Here is a 16,083-nt window from a genome sequence, read left to right as displayed (position 1 = left end):
TTTAGCTGTAGTCATCAACTATAACTTATGTGCATGTTCCAGCGATTGCGAACTTTGGTTTTTAAACGAAGCTTTTCGGACTAACACGAAATAGGAAAGGAAGGCCAGAAAGCTTGCGCAAAAGATGATGACACCCATTGGAATGCCTGTGTACGCACCAGCGATTCCGACAAGCGGTGCGGTTAGGGAGCCAAGTACAAATGGCAGTAAGCCCAATAATGCAGAGGCACTGCCTGCAATATGTCCTTGCGACTGAATGGCTAATGCAAAAGAGGTCGTTCCAATGATACTGATGGAGGAAACAAAAAAGAACACTGGGATGGCAACAGCGATAAGCGGCGCTTTTAAAAGTAAAGCGATTAATAAACCTGCACCCGCCAAGTTTGCCATTCCAATCCCGATCTTTAAAAACGTCCGCTCCGAAATGATGTCTGTAAAGCGCCCAACCGATTGACTTCCAATAATTAAACCTAAGCCATTCACCCCAAACAAGAGACTGAACTGTTGAGGTGTGACACCGTAAATATTTTGATAGACAAAAGGAATTCCAGATACATAGGCAAAGATTCCAGCAGTGGTAAATCCTTGAGTGAGTGCGAATCCCATGAATTGCCGATCTTTAAATAATGAACCAAAGTTGTTTACGAGTTGGGGCAAGTTACTGGGTATTCTTTTTTCCACTGGCAAAGTTTCTGTTAATTTTAAAGAAACAATAAAGATTAAGACCATACCAACACAAGCCAATGCAACAAAAACGCCATGCCAATTGGTAAAAGCAAGTATCGCTCCTCCGGCGACTGGTGCCACAATTGGGCCGAGGTTACCCACTAACACCATTAATGTAAAAAACTTAGTCAGTTCCTTCCCGCTAAAAAGGTCTCGGACGACAGCTCTGGAGATCACAAGACCGCCTGCTGCAGAAAAGCCCTGTACAAAACGAGCCACAATAAGGAAGTAGATATTAGGTGCAAACGAGCAGGTTGCAGAAGCTAAGAAGTACAAGACAAGAAAAATTAGCAAAGGTTTCCGACGGCCTTTGACATCACTCAAGGGCCCAATAAATAATTGCCCTGACCCCAGTCCCAATAAACATGCAGTTAAACTAATTTGTACGAGTGAAGCAGTAGTATGAAAATCTTTTACAATCGTAGGAAAGGATGGTAAATAGGTATCGATTGTAAAAGGTCCTAAAAGTCCAAGAGATCCTAAAAGTAAAGCAAGTTGTAGTCGTTTTTTTCCACTTGGTGTATCCAATTTTCCCTCGCCTTTCTTTGTATATTCATATTTTCCTATGGTACCCGTTTTATCTTCCATACGTCAATGTTAATTGCTTAGTAATGGTGAAAAAATATTTCGATATTCGAAATTACACGGTTTTCATTATTTTATTCATTGGAAAACATTTATATACTCAATCCTACAAAGGCAGGATAATGAGGAATATTTAAAAATCTCATGCACATATTTTTAAATCGATCATATATTGCTTTCTGTGAGTATTTGAAAGGGAGGAAGTAAAAAAAATGGAAAGCATTCAATTACAATCAACGAGTAAAAACGAGTTAAAGAAGGGGGATAATGGATATAAGATCATTGAGTTCAATGTATCCGATCCAGCAGAAAGTTTATTTGCAGTGGTAACACCGGTTAAAAAGTAATAAAAGAAAATATCCTGTTCCATTAAAACTATCTTTTTTGTAATTATACATAGAAAGATAGTTTTATTTATAAGATGAATATTTTTAATTTGACATATATACATTAGAGTATTATATTAACATTTGTGATTTTGGCGAGCAAGAATGATTTGCTCGCCTTTTAGACGTAGAAAAAAGATAGCAATCTAAGAAAGTTATATTAATGGCCTTATTCTCATTATTTTTGCTACTTTTGGACTTACTATAATGGAAAAGAGGATAATAAATGAATCAAGGATATTGGTACGCAATTGTTGCCTACACAGCATGGGGGTTACTGCCGATTTATTGGAAGATCTTCTCAAAAATCAGTGCCTGGGAAATACTATCGCAACGGATTATCTGGTCAGTAGTTTTTGTTGTATTACTTGTGCTCGCTTCTAAGAAATGGGACTCGATCAAAAAAGCAGTACCCAATTGGAATAGCAGGATCAGAATTATCATTAGTTCGCTCCTCATTGCTTCAAACTGGACCATTTACATTTGGGCGGTGAACAATGGACATATGATAGAAGCAAGTCTTGGGTATTATATCAATCCGCTGGTAAGTGTGCTGCTGGGTGTGTTCTTTTTGGGGGAACGTTTAAAATCATTGCAATGGGGCGCAATGGGAGTTGCCCTAGTCGGTGTTCTCATTCTTACGATTAACTATGGCCAATTTCCCTGGATTGCACTATCATTGGCCATTACATTTGGGTTATATGGATTAGCAAAGAAAAAAATAAAAGCAGAACCGCTAGCAGGTTTGACACTTGAAACGATTGTTGTCTTTCCGCTCGCCTTGCTTTACTTGTTGATTTTTCAACATGGCGGGAAAGCTTGGTTCGTTCTATCTTGGTGGCAAATGATTGCACTCTTACTCGCCGGGATTGCCACAGCCTTACCATTGCTATGGTTTGCGGAAGCGGCAAAACGTTTACCATTGTCGATAATGGGATTTTTCCAATATTTAGCACCCACTATTACTCTTTTATTAGGATTATTTTTGTACCAAGAAAGTTTTAGTGAAATTGATTTGATCAGCTTTGGCTGCATTTGGATTGCCATAGTGATTTATAGCTCACAAATGATCCAGAAGAAAACTCCACAACAACGTTTAAATCATTCAAAAGCAAAGGCTTCAATTTAAAACAATCTATTTTTTGAAAAATTTTATGCTGCCAATTAGGCAGTTTTTTTTTGCAATTAAACAGTTTTTGTTGCTGCTGTTTATCTCTTCTTTGTTAGGGGCAAATTAAAAAAATGAACGGTCACTCAATTATTTCATAAATACATTCCTAATTAAAATGGAGTTATGATAATGAGCAATCAATTTGATGAAATATACATACATTTGGGAGTAAAAGTACATAAGCCAGAATGTTTAACGGATTATACCATTAAAAATCATAATGATTTCTCATTTGACAAAGAAAATAGGTTTTTGGATTTTGTAAAAACTGCAGAAAATGGTCAAAAGTCTTCATTCTTTACTGTTGATGATACAGACAAGTGTTATTATATAACTTCCTTCAAGGTAAATTCTTTGTTTGAGTTGAAATTATCTCGTCAAGTTTTCATTCCACCATATCTTGATTCTTATCAAAGCTTCCCTTTAATGGAAGAATTAAATATCCATAAGTTGATTCCTTTCAGACAGGGTTTTGATAAAGCCTATGCGCATATATCAGTATACTCTCGCGATATTAGCTCAATAACTGCTATCACTCAGTCACGATTCGCAAACGCTGATGGTCCAGATGATCCAATTGTAATTGATAGGATTCACTATATATCAAATATCTACAACGGATTGGAAACGCGTTTTATTGCTGGAACGGAAACAAATTCATTTGCAACCATATCTCAAAATAGAGACTATTTTTATGATCTCCATTTACCATATGTAGGAAATTTGTATTTAAAGTACTTTATCTATTTTAATGAATATGGAATAGTACCTTCCAAACAGATGATGCCACTGCTCCTAGAAAACTTGTGGAAATCAACGAAAAGTAGTACCAGTACATTTAACACGAACTTATATAAAGTTATTTCTTTTGACGAATCCTAACATTGGGCCCTGCAGTCATTTCCTACACTTCCGATTTCAGCTGTTCTCTAATCCTGTCTTTCTTTTGAAAATAATCCTTTACGGAATCATTTATGAAGAAGACACTAATGGCAGTAAGGATAAAAAAGGCCATCGGGACCAATAGCATCCATTGGTGAAAGCGAAGAAAGTCAACATTGGCGGCAATCATCCCAGACCACTCATTGGAGACAGACTTTGGAGGATCATCGCTGTTATATTGCACGATAGTACCACCGAAAAACAAACCTAAATATCCGAGTTGGACTAGTAGCTGCAAAACTTGCAGAAATTGCTGACCGAATAAAAGGATCCATTTTTCGTATAGATGTGGGATCATATGTTTAAAGAATATAAACGTTTGTCCAGCTCCCAGGGTTTGCGATGCTTCAATAAAAGATTCTTTTCGGACAATCCTCAATTCATTGGAGAGTTGCATTGTAAGGTTCGGAATGGCGATCAGCACAAGAATAAAAAATTCAAATAAAACCCTTTGCCATAAAGAAGTATGAAACCCCGTCATCGGCATCCAGAGAACACTGGCTAAAATAAAGAACGCTATGATGGTCTGTGGAACAACCGAAAAAGGTTCAAATAACGTCTTTAATACCTTGTAATATTTGGGTTTTAACGTATAAATCGTGGTACTAATGATAAGGGAAATTAACATTCTAATAAACGTTACAACGATGATACTGCCAATGGTATACTTGGCACCCTGAATCATCATTTGTCCAAGGCTATACCCAAATCGATCAGACCCAAAAATAAACACACTGAATGGTGGATAGGGGGAGTTATCGATAAAATTTCCTTTTGCATCGGAACGAAACACGATCTGATGAATCGGGCCATGCTGAAGAAAACTAAATACCATCATAAGAGCCAGAAATAGAAAGCCAATAAGGAATCTTTTACTTTTCAGAAGGTAGAGGATCATTTTATCTGGCATCCTTTCCGTTATCAAAGCTTACCCATTCGAAAATACGATAGAGGATAAAAAAAGGGATGAAAATAAGCATACAGCCGATGATAAAAGTATCTGTCCCTGATAACATAAGATTTATTAAAGCGTTCATATTGAACAGTTTTTCAGCAATAACCAAAGTGGAAAGCATGGTCCAGATCATCGTCTTTGAAGTGATAAACATCCTTTCGGCTATATTGCGCAGTACATGAATATTGAAAATATAAGAAAACGAAAAGCCTTTTGATTTAACTAATGTTACATAATCTTTGTTGAATTCTTCCTCGATATATAGAATCATAACTTTTGCGATATAAAAACTGTTTGGAACGGCAAGGCTGATGATGGGTAAGAGTAGAACCTTTTGATTAAGCGATACAACTTGGGCGACTCTAACCCCCGTTTTTTTATAAATGAAAATCACCAGCATTTGCAGTAAAAGAATGAATATTAAATCTGGAATAGATTCCCCCAGCTCCATTAGTTTTTTTATAATATCCATCCTTTTTCGAAACAGAAGAAGCGTTAAATAGGTAAAAAGAAAAGCAATGGTAGTAGCAGTGAGAACCCCTAAAACTAGGATTTCCATAGAATATAGATATTTTTGAAGAATAATAGGAAATAAGGGGACAGTGGTTCCTACAACATTGTAAGTAAATGGCTGAAAGGTAAAAAATCTCACAGTAAAATCAGCTACTAAATGAAAAAAGTCTTTAAAATGAAAACCGAGATTGGCAAATAATGTTGGCAATTCCCCGATACAGATTAGAACTTCAATGGTAACCAGACATTCCAAAATCAAAGTAAATACATTTCTAATCATTTTCATGAAATCATCCTTCAGTTACAGCATCTAATGAATATTTCGAAAAATCATTTTCTGAAAATATTATCTGATAATTATAAATAATAGTAAAGAAATGAGAGCTTGGAAAGCCTAACGTGTTTGTGTATTTTATGCTAAAATGTGTGTTTGAAGCCGTTAAAGAGGCGGATGAAACGGTTATTGATAAATTTATTAGATAAATGATAGGAGACATATAATGCTTTTTTCAGATAAAGCAAAAAAAGTATTTAATATTGCTTTACCAGCCATAGGAGAGTCTTATTTACAAAGTTTACTCGGAGTGGAGACTCCATTTTTATAGCTCGATTAGGTTTGCTTGCCATTAATGCTGTGGGCGTAACAAACATATACAGTATGACCTATGTCGGGGTATTTACAGCCCTTTCAGCTACTCTTTCTGTTTTTTTATCGAGAGCGTTTGGCGCAAAAGACGTTTCTCGAAGTAAATCCGTGATTTTTCATGGTGTATTTTTATCAGTAATAGTGGGTTTGATTTTTTCGTTTGTTTCTGTTATTTTTTCCAAAACATTGTTGAACATGGTTGGTGCTAATGAGGAACTGAAGAGTAAAGCAATAATTTACTTTCAAGTGGTTCTTGGGCTAACTCCGTTTATTGCACTGTATACGGCTCAATCTTCGGCATTTCGAGCAATAGGGGATACCAAAACACCTTTAGGCGTTGGACTCGAAATGAACGCTGTTCACGTCGTCCTAGATTACATTTTGATTTTTGGTATAGGGTCAATAGGTGGATTAGGGCTAACTGGGGCAGCCATTGCGATGATTTTGGCTAGAATCTATGGATTTCTTCGACTGTTTGTTAAATCTCAACGAATACCAGCAATTGCTTTAAAAATAAGGGATTTTAAACTGGTTGGAAGTTTAGTTGGGAGTATGACCAAATTTGCCGTACCTGCAACTTTGGAAAGATTGTCTATGCGCTTAGGGCAAGTTGTTTATTTTGGGTTAATTGTCCGGATGGGGACGGCTGCATACGCCACACATAATATTGCTGGTACAATCACAACTTTTGCCTATACAATCGGTGGTGGGTTTGCTATTGCTGCAAGTACGCTAATCGGACAAGCCATCGGTGAGGGAAATATGAATGATGTAAAAGTATATCGAAGATGGAGTTATATCCAATCGGCTGTATTGATGACGTTAGTAACGGTTTTATTAGCTATTTTAAGCCCATGGGTCGGTCAATTATTTACACATAATACCACTGTCATACATTTATTAATGGTTATTCTCTTTATTGATACGATCTCTCAACCATTTCTAGCTTCAGTTTTAGTGGATACATCAGTTGTAAATGCTGGGGGAGACAGTAAGTTTCCTATGATTGTTACTTTTATTGGTATTTGGGTCATTCGTACTTTAGGCGTTTATATCTTTGCATGGAAATTAGGATTTGGATTGCCAGCTGTTTGGATTTCGATTGCATCAGATAACGCATTAAGGGCTGGATTATTCTTATGGTATCGCAAGAAGAAACAGGTCATAAAAGAATTAGCTTAGATATTCAACAATAAAAAAGGCGTGGTTTTATACCGCGCCTAAAATTTTGAATTATTGTTCATGAGTCCAAGTAACGGTTTGACCTGTTTTCGGACGTGCCGGAAATTGTTCTCCTTGTTGAAGTACAACATGTTCTCCATAGGCATCTATATAATTTCCTGACTCCATAACTAAATGAACAGTGCTGAAAAATATAAGAAACAGCTGAAATCTGATATCATCTAGTAAGCTATAATCAGAATAATTAATTTTTGGAAGAGGGATGGAAATGGCAGATGCTCAGCAGTTACTAAACAAGATTGAAAAATTTGTAGATGGCAATTTTCAAGAAGTGGTCAACTGGAGGAGACATATGCATCAGTATCCGGAATTGTCTTTTAAGGAAGAAAAGACCGCTCAATTCATTAAGGAAAAATTGCTTAGCTTTGGTTTGCAGGTAAAAACAAACATTGGCGGCAATGGGTTGATTGGCATATTGGAAGGGGACCAGCCAGGAAAAACAATTGCTCTAAGAGCGGATTTTGATGCCCTGCCGATCCATGATGAAAAAGAAGTTCCATACAAATCCCAAAATCCTGGGGTTATGCACGCTTGCGGCCATGACGGCCATACCTCTGCATTGCTGGGGACAGCGCAGGCATTAAGCGTGTACCGGGAGAAACTGAAGGGAAAAGTGGTCTTCATTTTTCAACCGGCAGAAGAAACACCCCCTGGCGGTGCAAAATTTATGGTAGAAGATGGAGTATTGGACGGAGTGGACTATGTATTTGGCATTCATTTAGATTCACAGGCTCCTTTAGGTAAAGTATTAGTAGGGGAAGGTTACCAAATGGCGGCCGTCGATAAATTTGCGATTCACATTCAAGGCAGGGGTGGGCATGGAGCAAGACCTCATGAAGCGATTGATTCTATTGTCATTGGCACTGAAATTGTGAGTGCCTTGCAAAAAATTGTCAGTCGCGGGGTGGATCCATTAAAATCAGCCGTTGTGACCATTGGTGTTTTTCAATCAGGCTCTGCATTTAATGTGATTGCTGATAAAGCAGTTTTGGAAGGAACAGTCAGGACCTTTGACGAAGATGTCCGCAAGCAAGTAGAAAATCAGATTCGCAGTATTGTAGAAGGGATCACATCGGCTTTTGGTGCTGGGTATTCGATCGATTATCTTAACGGATATCCGGCTTTATACAATCATCCGCAAGAAACGGAGACTGTCCGCTCATTGCTTTCGGAAGTATTTAAAGAGGAAAACGTGCTTGAAATGAAACCAACAATGGGTGCGGAGGACTTTTCTTATTATTTACGAGAAAAACCAGGAACTTATTTTAGGGTAGGCTCACAAAATGAAGACAAAGCCACACACTATCCGCACCACCATCCAAAGTTCGATATCGACGAAAGGGCTCTCTTGAACAGCCAGAAATCATTTATCAAAATCGTATCACATTATCTGTTTTAGTCGTCCAAAGTAACCTTGATAATGTACAGTTATCAAGGTTACTTTGGACGACGCCTGTTCGTGGACTTTTTAATTGTAAAAAATTAAACTAAATATAATTGAGTTTTTGGATATCACCTAAGAAAGGAATTAATAGAATGCGTGCTGATAAAAAAAATTATAAACTTATTGCTTTAGATATGGATGGAACTTTATTGAATGAAAAAGGGGAAATCTCTGATGAAAACCGCCGAGCAATCGAAGAGGCTCAGGCAAATGGGATTCATGTAGTCTTAAGTACTGGCCGCTCGATTTTGACTTGTGGGGCATATGCAAAGTCTCTAAATCTATCTTCCTATTTGGTAACCGTTAATGGCAGTGAAATATGGGATTGCTCAGGAAATCTTCATGAAAGAAATATCCTGCATTCGGAATATATTCAAATGATGTGGGAGTGGGCAGATACAAATCAGACCCATTTCTGGGCTGTTGCAACTGATAAGGTGTGGCGTAATCAAATGCCGAAAGATATTTTTGCACACACTTGGCTGAAGTTTGGCTTTGATATTGCTGATGATTCACTGAGAGAATCGATCTTACAGCAGCTTTTAAGCAATCAACAACTTGAGGTTAGCAATTCCAGCCCGACTAACATCGAAATAAATGCAGTAGGGGTTAATAAAGCTAACGGACTTTTACATGTTTGCAGCAAACTTGGAATCTCAATGGATGAGGTTATTGCCATGGGCGATAGTCTTAATGATATCGAAATGATTAAGGCGGCTGGTTGTGGTGTAGCGATGGGTAATGCACAAAACGAAGTAAAAAATGCAGCCGATTGGATCACCGACACCAATGAGGAAAATGGCGTCGCTAAAGCAATTCGCTACTGGGTATTGTGATAAAATAAAGGTCTGAAGCAAGCAGTTTGAAGTTGGTAGCAATTAAATAATCCGCAAGATTTCCAGCCATTTCTATCTGTCCCAATTTAAAATTTAAAATAAAAGCCGATTTGTCTGGACTTTTCAAGTATAATAAACGATATTCAGATAATGCATATGATATTTTTTGGAGAGAATTCTATACATATGTCGGAAAAAACAAAAAAACGAGGTTAATAAATGAATAATAGAAGTTTTGCGGATTATCATGTAGGCGATGAAATAAAAAGAGCACTAGCTGTGTTAAAATACGAAACTCCAACAGAAGTTCAGAGTGAAGTCATTCCATTAGCAATGGAAAATCAAGATCTCGTCGTAAAATCTCAGACTGGAAGTGGCAAGACTGCCGCCTTTGGCATTCCTGTTTGCGAAATGATTGAATGGGAAGAAAAAAAGCCACAGGTCTTAATTCTCACCCCAACTAGGGAACTTGCAGTTCAAGTCCGCGAAGATATTACGAATATTGGAAGGTTTAAACGCATTAAAGCGGTTGCCGTCTATGGAAAAGAACCTTTTACGAAACAAAAGGATGAATTGAAACAAAAAACTCATGTAGTCGTCGGTACGCCTGGACGGGTCATGGACCATATTGAACGAGAAACCCTAGCTTTAGATCAAATTAAGTATCTTATCATAGATGAAGCAGATGAGATGCTTAATAAAGGTTTTATCGATGAAGTAGAAGCGATCATCAAAGAGCTGCCTTTGAACCGAGTTACGATGGTTTTTTCTGCTACTATACCAAAAGTTATTGAAAGTCTCTGCCATAAATATATGAGAGAACCAACTCATATTGAGATTGAATCAACCGGGGTAACGGCTGAAACCATTGAACATTTTTTAATTGAAGTGAAAGAAGAAGAAAAGATCTCACTCCTTAAAGACGTCACGGTTGTAGAAAATCCAGACAGCTGCCTCATTTTCTGCCGAACCAAAGAACACGTTGATGTTGTTTATAACGAACTGGAAAAATCCAAATATTCTTGTGAAAGACTCCATGGGGGACTTGAACAAGAAGATCGGTTTGCTGTTATGGAAGGTTTCAAAATGGGGAACTTCCGCTATCTGGTGGCCACTGATGTAGCTGCCAGAGGTATTGATATTGATAATGTGACACTTGTCATCAACTATGACGTTCCGCTGGAAAAAGAGAGCTATGTCCACCGAACCGGAAAACCGGCCGTGCCGGAAATAAAGGAAAAGCAATTACGTTTTTGACACCTTTTGAAGGAAAGTTCATAAAAGCAATTGAAAAATATATCGGCTTTGAGATCCCTACTATAGAAGCTCCAAGCCACAGCGAAGTGGCTGGTGGAAAAGCTGCTTTCGAAGAAAAACTTGGCGGGAGAAGAGTTGTAAGAAATAATAAAACAGCCCGAATCAATCAAGATATTACGAAACTCCATTTCAGCGGAGGAAAAAAGAAGAAAATTCGTGCAGTTGATTTTGTTGGAACGATCGCAAAAATACCTGGAGTCACAGCAGATGATATCGGCATAATAACCATCCACGATCATATGTCATATGTTGATATTCTGAATGGAAAAGGCTCACTAGTTATTCAAGCCATGGAAAATGAGACGATCAAAGGAAAGAAGTTAAAAGTGAGTAAAGCCATTAAATGACCTAATATCACCCCCTCACTTAAAAAAAGATGAGGGGAATTAACATCAGCAAGTGGGATCAGTGAATCCTAAACTTCTTTCTAACCATTGAGCTATAATAGTAAGAAATTAAACTAAAGGGCCTTGCGAAAATAAAAGAATGTTTTCGTAAGGCTTTTTACTATTTACTCGATTCCATTACAAAATGTCAGTATTTATTGGATATTAACGAAAAAAAGGAGGTGGATCCTGGTTGTTTTTTATCAAAATGACCAGGTAAAAAACAATGAAACTAATCATTGCAGGTGGTTCAGGATTTATTGGCAGGAAGTTAACAGACCTCCTGGTCGAAAAAGGCCATCAAGTCGTCATTTTAACAAGAATGGAACGACTGTCCAAGCCCCAGATAAAATATGTAAAATGGCTTCAAGAAGGTGCCGTACCGGAAAAGGAAATTGGCAAAGCTGATGCATTTATTAACCTGGCAGGCGTATCGATTAACGAAGGACGCTGGACACAAAAACATCAAAAACAAATTTACGAAAGCAGAATGATAGCAACGGACGAAATCCTCCGAATCATCCGTTCGTTACCTGAAAAACCGACTGTACTTGTCAACGCTAGTGCCATTGGAATCTATCCTCCATCGTTACATACTGTCTATACAGAAAGTTCAACAGAAATTTCGGATGATTTCCTTGGTCGTACGGTTCATGACTGGGAAACAAAGGCGGCACAAGCTTCAATACATAGCGTCCGAGTTGTCTATATGAGGTTTGGTGTTGTCCTTGGAACAGAAGGCGGGGCACTTCCACTTATGGCGCTGCCATATAAATTATTCGTTGGCGGCAGACTCGGGTCCGGCGAACAGTGGGTGTCATGGGTGCATGTCACAGATGTTGCTCGAGCGCTGCTTTTTGCAGTAGAAAACAATCATTTGAACGGTCCCGTTAACGTAACATCTCCCATACCAACTAGAATGGAGGAGTTTGGGAAGACGATTGCCGCTATCTTGCAGCGCCCCTCTTGGTTACCAGTACCTGTTGCTTTAATGAAACTGGCGCTTGGCAAAAAAAGCAGCCTAGTTCTGGAAGGACAACAGGTTTTGCCGGAAGTATTAGTGAAAGAGGGATTTAAATTTTCATTTTCTTCGCTGGAAGCGGCGTTGACTGATTTGTTAACCTAATAGAAATACCCCTGCGTGGAACCAGCAGGGGTACATTCTTATTAAATAAAACCGACTCCAATTCCGAAACAACTAAAGCCAAAACAACCAGCACATCCAAATCCAAATCCAGCACATCCAAATCCAATTCCAAATCCTGCGCAACCAAAGCCTCCGCATCGGAATCCTCCGCAACCGAATCCGCCACAGCGAAAGCCTCCGCAACCGCCACAACGTCCACAGCGTCGAGGGTCATCTAGACCCATTCCCATCGGGTTCATGTGAGTAAGCTCACCCGCTTGGTAATGGTCCAGCCCTAACATTTGTAATTCATTTTGAAAATTTTGCATGTTTACCTCCCCATTGCTTATCTTATTTTAACTAAATAATCCCACCACCTGGTGCGAGAGTAGATTCAATGTGTACTCTCTTCAACAAATTATGATTCATATTAGGTTGCTGTTACTGATTGAAGTGCCTATTTCATGCCACAGGATGCCTATTTTCTATAGGAAACTTAGAGTTGTTTTTAAAGTGGAATTAGAAAAAAACACCATTTTTTTAACGGGAATAAAAAAAGTCCTTATTTAAGGACTTTTTGGAGAGGTTAACTTCGGTGTGGTACTTTAGCTTATGAATGATCAAATACTTTGGTAACAATGGTTTATATAACGCATTAATAATAAAACTACTAAACAGGATAATATACAAGTGGTTTTTCTTATGAGGAAAAATCTACAAAAGTAATAGCTACATCAATGGTGAAAACTATGATCTCCCTTCGTGTGATGGTTCATTGGTCCATCCAGGAAATCCAAAAATGATACAGCTTGGAGGAGATTCAGTAAGAAAAATTGGGCCAGTTCCATCGAAAATCCATTTCGAACGACAACACGCATAATCGTTACATTTTCCATGTTAGGGGGCAGCGGATAGGCAGGCACCTGCCAGCCATAGGTACGCAATTGGCGTGACAAATCATAAAGGTTCCACTTTGTTGTATATCCATCTTTTAATCGCCATGATAAAACGGGAATATCTGAACCATCCGTAAATAGTTGAAAAGGACCCATTTCTTGAATCGCTTTGCTAAGGAATTGAGCAACAGTTTGAGATGCTTTTTGAACCTGATAGTACCCGTCTTTTCCTAAACGGAGAAAGTTATAGTATTGCAGAAGAACTTGTGCGCTGGGTCGAGAGAAGTTCAGACCGAACGTCGGCATATTCCCCCCTAAATAGGACACTCGAAAGATCAGATCCTCAGGGAGATCTTTCGCATCACGCCAAATGACCCAGCCAATTCCAGGGTAAACCAGCCCATATTTATGTCCGGAAACATTAATGGACTTCACACGGGGCAACTGAAAATCCCATACTAATTTCGGTTGAAGAAAGGGTGCAATAAAACCGCCTGAAGCAGCATCTACATGGATTGGAATATCAAGACCTGTTCTTGTCTGTAGCTCGTCCAGGGCCTTGGCAATAGAGGCAACTGGTTCGTAAAGACCTGTATAGGTCACCCCAAGAGTCGGGACCACCCCAATCGAATTCTCGTCTACGCAAGCGAGTACACCATCTGGATCCATATAAGGGCGATCTGGAGTAATGTTCACAAAACGCGGTTCAACGTCCCAATAGTTCGCAAATTTTTTCCAAACAACCTGAACGGCGGAACTAAATACGATATTGGGCCGATCAATCGGCTTTCCTTGCTTCCTGCGTTTGTTTTGCCAGTTCCGCTTTAAGGCAAGCCCACCAAGCATACTGCCTTCCGACGATCCTGCTGTCGAAACCCCCATCGTAGTTTGTGGGCTAGGCGAATGCCAAAGATCAGCTAAAATACGTACACATCTTTCCTCGATCGCCGCTGTCTTCGGATATTCATCCTTGTCAATTAAGTTCTTATTAAAAGACTCCACATATAATGGGTTTGCGGTTGACTCCATCCAGGTCGTGACGAATGTTGCTAGGTTGAGACGGGCATTCCCATCTTTTGAAATTTCATCGTGCACAATTTGATACGCAGCTTCAGGTAACATGCCTTGATTTCGCAAGCGAAAGTGTGGGACGGACTCTTCTTTATGACGGGTAAAGGGAGGAATGACAGAATACCCTTGTGACGCAATTCTTTGTGAACTATAAGGACGCCATGAAGGTCCATGAGGATTGACATATGGGTAGGATGTTGGATTCCAATGGGGTACAGGACTTAGTGGGGCTTGTGGAGTGTATTGGGAAAAGTTTGGCGGCGGATATCCATTGAATAAATTAGCTGGTGCGGTGTATGTTTGGGGCCAAGGATTAACTGGACTTAAATGAGGTTGATAAAACTTATCTTGGCTTTTCATAATGTCCTCCTTGTTCAACTGTTTGTAGATATGTATGAGGGAGAGCTTTAATCTAGAAGTTTGAATCATTTAAAATGCTTTTTCCTTGGCATTTCCTCTATTCTTTTATGGTTCTTCATGCTATCATGCAAACGATGGAGGAATTTAACATGAACACACACCGCTGGATGAGCAGTCATTTTTTTACGTTTTACATGACATGGGGGATATTTCTACCCTATTGGACAGGCTGGATGATACATACAAAAGGAATATCTATTTCACAAGCTAGTTTGATTATGAGTTTAGGTTTGGTTGCACGAGGCCTATTTACCATAGTTGTCTTTCCTTATTTGTCTGAGAAAAGTAGTAGTAAAAGTCTTATTAATGGGATGGCAATTGGCACGGTTGCTGCCATTCTGTGTAGTATTCCAGCCAATAACTTTACTAGCTTGCTGGTAGTTACGATCCTATTGAATTTTTTCTATCCAACGTTGATGCCAATTTTAGATAGTGCTGCTGGTGTCCTGATGCAAAATCAGCAATTAAGGCATTACGGAAAAAGCCGCTCATGGGGGTCGATTGGATTTGTCTTGGCGGGAATGGTTTTAACGGTCTTTACAGGAGCGCTAGGGGATAGCGTCATTTTATGGGCCTTGCTACTCGGCGCATTGATTTTCGCAGGTCTTGGTTTTATGCGTGCACCTGCTGTTTTATTGGAAAAAGCGCACCCCAAATTACCAAAAAATGATAGCATGCTGAAATTATTTCACATTAAACATTTTGGGTTGGTGCTTGTGATCGTCATTTTTCTGCAAGCGGCTCACGCTTCCTATTACAGCTATGGCTATCTTTTTTTACAAGATATCCATGCACCAAAATATTTAATTGGCGTTATTATTAACATTGCCGTGATTGCAGAAATTATTTTCTTTTCCATAGCCGATCGGCACTTTCATCAGTTTTCCGTTGGCACATTACTGGGAGTAGCAGCACTGGGTTCAACCGTGCGTTGGCTTTTAGTCTTTTCCTTTCCAAATGTGTTTGTTTTCTGTATTGCGCAAACCTTGCATTCATGCTCGTTTGCAATGGGCCATTATGCCTTTATGAAATACTTAAGCAAAAATCTAAAGCAGGCCCAGATCCCGAAAGCCCAAGGCATGTATTCAGCATTGGCACTAAGCTGGAGCACAGCCGTGTTCACCTTTTTCGGTGGTTTTTTATACGAAATTGAGCCGAGATACGCCTTTGCCGGAATGATTGTTTGTACGATTCCATCTATGCTGCTTGCCTTAGTTTATCGCCATTTTGAACTTAAAAAGAAACCGGCCATTTTTATTTAATTTATTTCATTTTTTCGTTTACCTTGTAATATTTATTATTTTACACAAATAAGGGCAGCCTCATTTCCGATGGGCTGCTCTTTCTATTTTTTTATAAATTCTTAAAAAACTTCTTATTAACCTGTCCTTTTAGATTGTTCATTTGTATATAGAGGGTGA

The 16,083-nt window shown here is 38.8% G+C and carries 13 protein-coding genes and 1 pseudogene; 9 read left to right on the top strand and 5 right to left on the bottom strand.

What is annotated here, in order from left to right:
• Window positions 1-18 precede the first annotated feature (18 nt).
• Window positions 19-1,254 (bottom strand): multidrug effflux MFS transporter, encoded by a 1,236-nt coding sequence (locus RCG17_RS02100; RefSeq protein ID WP_308173637.1) that lies wholly within the window; start codon window positions 1,252-1,254, stop codon window positions 19-21.
• Between the two features lie 269 nt (window positions 1,255-1,523).
• On the opposite strand from RCG17_RS02100, the gene RCG17_RS02095 reads away from it, so the two are divergent.
• From RCG17_RS02095 to RCG17_RS02085, 3 genes are all read left to right on the top strand, one after another.
• Entirely contained in the window at window positions 1,524-1,658 is a 135-nt protein-coding gene (locus RCG17_RS02095; protein WP_308173636.1) for a hypothetical protein, read from the top strand.
• A gap of 265 nt (window positions 1,659-1,923) precedes the next feature.
• Window positions 1,924-2,826, top strand: coding sequence for an EamA family transporter RarD (rarD, locus tag RCG17_RS02090; RefSeq protein ID WP_308173635.1), 903 nt, complete (start codon window positions 1,924-1,926; stop codon window positions 2,824-2,826).
• Between the two features lie 171 nt (window positions 2,827-2,997).
• On the top strand, window positions 2,998-3,750 hold the full coding sequence (locus tag RCG17_RS02085) for a hypothetical protein (RefSeq protein ID WP_308173634.1): 753 nt from the start codon (window positions 2,998-3,000) through the stop codon (window positions 3,748-3,750).
• A gap of 22 nt (window positions 3,751-3,772) precedes the next feature.
• On the opposite strand, the gene RCG17_RS02080 is transcribed toward RCG17_RS02085, so the two are convergent.
• Together RCG17_RS02080 and RCG17_RS02075 are read right to left on the bottom strand one after the other, a co-directional pair.
• Window positions 3,773-4,708, bottom strand: a complete 936-nt coding sequence (locus RCG17_RS02080) for an ABC transporter permease subunit (RefSeq protein WP_308173633.1) — start codon at window positions 4,706-4,708, stop codon at window positions 3,773-3,775.
• Between the two features lies 1 nt (window position 4,709).
• Entirely contained in the window at window positions 4,710-5,564 is an 855-nt protein-coding gene (locus tag RCG17_RS02075) for an ABC transporter permease subunit (RefSeq protein WP_308173632.1), read from the bottom strand.
• A gap of 309 nt (window positions 5,565-5,873) precedes the next feature.
• Here RCG17_RS02075 and RCG17_RS02070 point away from each other — a divergent pair, with 309 nt between their 5' ends.
• From RCG17_RS02070 to RCG17_RS02050, 5 genes and pseudogenes are all read left to right on the top strand, one after another.
• A complete protein-coding gene (locus RCG17_RS02070) occupies window positions 5,874-7,106 on the top strand; it encodes an MATE family efflux transporter (RefSeq protein WP_308175748.1) in 1,233 nt (410 codons plus the stop codon).
• A 268-nt stretch (window positions 7,107-7,374) separates the two neighbouring features.
• Window positions 7,375-8,565 carry a M20 metallopeptidase family protein gene (locus tag RCG17_RS02065; RefSeq protein WP_308173631.1) on the top strand — a complete coding sequence of 397 codons (1,191 nt, stop codon included), beginning with the start codon at window positions 7,375-7,377 and terminating at the stop codon, window positions 8,563-8,565.
• A 137-nt stretch (window positions 8,566-8,702) separates the two neighbouring features.
• Window positions 8,703-9,446 carry a Cof-type HAD-IIB family hydrolase gene (locus RCG17_RS02060; RefSeq protein WP_308173630.1) on the top strand — a complete coding sequence of 248 codons (744 nt, stop codon included), beginning with the start codon at window positions 8,703-8,705 and terminating at the stop codon, window positions 9,444-9,446.
• A 219-nt stretch (window positions 9,447-9,665) separates the two neighbouring features.
• Window positions 9,666-11,110 (top strand): annotated as a pseudogene (locus RCG17_RS02055) (DEAD/DEAH box helicase).
• A gap of 265 nt (window positions 11,111-11,375) precedes the next feature.
• Window positions 11,376-12,275: a TIGR01777 family oxidoreductase gene (locus tag RCG17_RS02050; protein ID WP_308173629.1), complete on the top strand. Its 900-nt coding sequence runs from the start codon at window positions 11,376-11,378 to the stop codon at window positions 12,273-12,275.
• 41 nt (window positions 12,276-12,316) lie between these two features.
• On the opposite strand, the gene RCG17_RS02045 is transcribed toward RCG17_RS02050, so the two are convergent.
• Both RCG17_RS02045 and RCG17_RS02040 read right to left on the bottom strand, forming a co-directional pair.
• Window positions 12,317-12,604 carry a heterocycloanthracin/sonorensin family bacteriocin gene (locus tag RCG17_RS02045; RefSeq protein ID WP_308173628.1) on the bottom strand — a complete coding sequence of 96 codons (288 nt, stop codon included), beginning with the start codon at window positions 12,602-12,604 and terminating at the stop codon, window positions 12,317-12,319.
• Window positions 12,605-13,009: 405 nt separating this feature from the next.
• Entirely contained in the window at window positions 13,010-14,602 is a 1,593-nt protein-coding gene (locus tag RCG17_RS02040; protein WP_308173627.1) for a glutamate decarboxylase, read from the bottom strand.
• A gap of 149 nt (window positions 14,603-14,751) precedes the next feature.
• Between RCG17_RS02040 and RCG17_RS02035 the strand changes: the two genes are divergently transcribed.
• Window positions 14,752-15,924: an MFS transporter gene (locus RCG17_RS02035; protein ID WP_308173626.1), complete on the top strand. Its 1,173-nt coding sequence runs from the start codon at window positions 14,752-14,754 to the stop codon at window positions 15,922-15,924.
• The last annotated feature ends 159 nt before the right edge of the window (window positions 15,925-16,083 follow it).

It is taken from the genome of Neobacillus sp. PS3-12 (assembly GCF_030915385.1).
In the GTDB taxonomy this organism is placed as follows: domain Bacteria; phylum Bacillota; class Bacilli; order Bacillales; family Cytobacillaceae; genus JAEVLT01.
Note: the sequence above shows the minus strand (reverse complement) of the source record. Positions and strands in the feature narration are given on the sequence as shown.

What these genes read in the sequence shown, in the direction of transcription:
- RCG17_RS02035 (WP_308173626.1), top strand. Translation starts at nt 14,752, where the DNA reads ATGAACACACACCGCTGGATGAGCAGTCATTTTTTTACGTTTTACATG.
- RCG17_RS02095 (WP_308173636.1), top strand. Translation starts at nt 1,524, where the DNA reads ATGGAAAGCATTCAATTACAATCAACGAGTAAAAACGAGTTAAAGAAG.
- RCG17_RS02040 (WP_308173627.1), bottom strand. Translation starts at nt 14,602, where the DNA reads ATGAAAAGCCAAGATAAGTTTTATCAACCTCATTTAAGTCCAGTTAAT.
- RCG17_RS02050 (WP_308173629.1), top strand. Translation starts at nt 11,376, where the DNA reads ATGAAACTAATCATTGCAGGTGGTTCAGGATTTATTGGCAGGAAGTTA.
- RCG17_RS02075 (WP_308173632.1), bottom strand. Translation starts at nt 5,564, where the DNA reads ATGAAAATGATTAGAAATGTATTTACTTTGATTTTGGAATGTCTGGTT.
- RCG17_RS02080 (WP_308173633.1), bottom strand. Translation starts at nt 4,708, where the DNA reads ATGATCCTCTACCTTCTGAAAAGTAAAAGATTCCTTATTGGCTTTCTA.
- RCG17_RS02085 (WP_308173634.1), top strand. Translation starts at nt 2,998, where the DNA reads ATGAGCAATCAATTTGATGAAATATACATACATTTGGGAGTAAAAGTA.
- RCG17_RS02065 (WP_308173631.1), top strand. Translation starts at nt 7,375, where the DNA reads ATGGCAGATGCTCAGCAGTTACTAAACAAGATTGAAAAATTTGTAGAT.
- RCG17_RS02060 (WP_308173630.1), top strand. Translation starts at nt 8,703, where the DNA reads ATGCGTGCTGATAAAAAAAATTATAAACTTATTGCTTTAGATATGGAT.
- rarD (WP_308173635.1), top strand. Translation starts at nt 1,924, where the DNA reads ATGAATCAAGGATATTGGTACGCAATTGTTGCCTACACAGCATGGGGG.
- RCG17_RS02045 (WP_308173628.1), bottom strand. Translation starts at nt 12,604, where the DNA reads ATGCAAAATTTTCAAAATGAATTACAAATGTTAGGGCTGGACCATTAC.